The sequence below is a fragment of the Mesorhizobium sp. M7A.F.Ca.CA.001.08.2.1 genome, assembly GCF_003998455.1.
In the GTDB taxonomy this organism is placed as follows: domain Bacteria; phylum Pseudomonadota; class Alphaproteobacteria; order Rhizobiales; family Rhizobiaceae; genus Mesorhizobium; species Mesorhizobium ciceri.
Genome location: NZ_RZPW01000915.1, coordinates 1 through 2,221 on the forward strand (window position 1 = coordinate 1; position 2,221 = coordinate 2,221).

The window sequence follows — 2,221 nt, forward strand, 5'->3', positions numbered from 1 at the left end:
CCGTGGTAGAGCTCCTGCGATCTATTGGTCTGCCACCTGCCGCCCGCTTCCAGAACGCAGACGCGTAGCTTTGCATTTTCGAGCGCGGCGGCAATGGCCAGGCCGACAGTGCCACCTCCGACAATGCAGATGTCGTAGGCAAGTCCGTCGCCCGCTGCGGTGAATTGAGCGATCAACGTTCACTCCGGATTTGTTCGATCCCCGAAGGCACGCTCCCACCCTTCGCGCCCGGCTTGGGCGAAGCAGGTAGCGCGCGAGGAGCAGTTGGCAACCACCCAATTGATCGCATTTGAAGCGCCGGCCCAAAAGAGGTGGCTTTGGTGACGAGGTCCGTGACGACTTCAAGGGGCCCGAACCGGAAGAGTTTTTGTCGCGACCACCCTCAAAGGGGCATGGTTATGGTGAACGCTACTTCTCAGCCTGAGTTCGGTGGTGGTATTCCGGTTCGATCCGCGAGATTTCCCGCCCATGGCTCGCCGACAGACACGCTGTTGGCTCCGGCTGAAGCCTTGCCTCTGCTTGCGAGGTTGCCATGGCGATCCGGAACCTCGAGGCATGTGGAGAGTTGTCCAGCAGCCCAGCGGAGATCCAAGCCATGGCGCCACCAGATGCCAGTTCCGGCGCCGCCGCGCAGCCGAAACGCTCTGGCGTGCCGGCAACCCCATGGCCGGCAGGGCACAAGGCTTCCGGAGCAGGATTATCGATAGACGGGCGCCCAACGATATGAAGGACAATGGCCCATGAACGTCGCCAACCTGCAACTGGAAGGTCTGCTTATGGCGGTCGCTGCCATCAATAACGCCCTGGTCCGGAGGGGCCTTCTTTCGGTTGATGATATCGACATGGCTTTGAAGACCGCGGAGGCCTCGTTCACGGCTGATGAGCGCCTCTTCGAGGACATGTCGCCCGCCAACCGGGACGCAGTCTGTTTTCCTTTGCGGCTTTTGCGGTTGGCTAACACCAAACAGTTCGAAGCGGGTGTGCCACCGTTTGCCGAGCTGGCCAGGCAAGTCGGGATTACCAAGCAGCCCTACAACGATCAGATGTGAAGGGAGGAAGATAGGCAGGTGCAGGGAATCGTCGTGGTCAACAAGGTGGTCGAATTCCGGGGAGAGGCGGTGACCGCATACCGTGACGGTCACGCACACTGCAATGCCACCGCTTTCGGCGAGGCGGGCCGCGACCCTGGACGCGAGACCATTCCCGCATTGAACCCGTAGCTCTGGCGAAGGCACCACATGGAATATTTTCGAGCACAAGGAACATGTCAGCCCACGGGTGTTTAGGCCGCAATGACAATCATCGCCGTCACGACAATGAACTACCCTCTCGCCGTCTTCCCTGGCCCGAAGCGACGCAGGCTCTCAGCAATTGCGCGACTGGAACGAAGCCGCGGCAAGTGGCTGGCGGAGAACCGGATCCACATGACCGGTAAGCAGAAACAGGAGCCGGTCGCGGGCAGCGAACCACAATGCGGCTGCCATGAGCCGTGCGGTTCCAGATGGTTGGCTGCATTCCAAGATCGACAGCAACCGAAACAACAAGCGCCTTTAGGGTCTGCCTGCGCGCGTGGCCTCGAAAGCCTTGGCCATGAACGATGACCCTGTAGATTCGCTCGCCAACGCAATTCACCACCGCAGCGCAATTCTGTTTGTTGGGGCAGGGGTGTCGATCAGTGTTGGACTCCCTTCTTGGGAGAAGCTGATAGAGCGAATGGCAAAGGAGCTCGGTGTCGACGACGAATTCTCCATGCGACGCGATCGTTTTCAAACCCTGGCCGAGTATTATCGGATCAAGCATGGCAGCATCGGGCCACTTCGCAGTTGGATGGACCGAAATTGGTCTGTCCCCAAGGACCGGATCGAGAAATCCGAGTTGCATCGTCTCATCGTGAAGCTCGATTTCCCTGTCATCTACACAACCAATTATGACCGGAACCTGGAACTGGCTTACGAAATATACGGTCGGGACTACGTGAAAGTGGCCAATGCACGCGATGTAGCGCAGGCCCGCCAAGGCGTTACCCACATCGTCAAATTCCATGGTGATTTCGACGAGGATTCTTCCCTCGTCCTCACCGAAACGGACTACCTTGATCGTCTCTCCTTCAATTCTCCGCTGGACGTGCGTTTTCGCTCGGATGCACTCGGCAGCACGATCCTCTTCATTGGCTATAGCCTTTCCGACCCAAACATTCGGTTGTTGCTGCACCGTCTCTGGC

General features: G+C 58.7%; 4 protein-coding genes. 3 read left to right on the forward strand and 1 reads right to left on the reverse strand.

The window, feature by feature from the left end:
• The coding region (locus tag EN914_RS32850; RefSeq protein WP_127389561.1) for an FAD-dependent oxidoreductase at positions 1-176 on the reverse strand (176 nt) is incomplete at its 3' end.
• A gap of 564 nt (positions 177-740) precedes the next feature.
• On the opposite strand from EN914_RS32850, the gene EN914_RS32855 reads away from it, so the two are divergent.
• From EN914_RS32855 to EN914_RS32860, 3 genes are all read left to right on the forward strand, one after another.
• Positions 741-1,049, forward strand: a complete 309-nt coding sequence (locus EN914_RS32855) for a hypothetical protein (protein ID WP_024504644.1) — start codon at positions 741-743, stop codon at positions 1,047-1,049.
• Between the two features lie 18 nt (positions 1,050-1,067).
• The gene (locus tag EN914_RS38490; protein WP_155924972.1) at positions 1,068-1,220 is read left to right on the forward strand and encodes a hypothetical protein; all 153 of its coding nucleotides are present in this window, start codon (positions 1,068-1,070) and stop codon (positions 1,218-1,220) included.
• 370 nt (positions 1,221-1,590) lie between these two features.
• Positions 1,591-2,221 (forward strand): SIR2 family protein (locus EN914_RS32860; RefSeq protein WP_127389562.1); only part of this gene is annotated, 631 nt, incomplete at its 3' end.

What these genes read in the sequence shown, in the direction of transcription:
- EN914_RS32855 (WP_024504644.1), top strand. Translation starts at nt 741, where the DNA reads ATGAACGTCGCCAACCTGCAACTGGAAGGTCTGCTTATGGCGGTCGCT.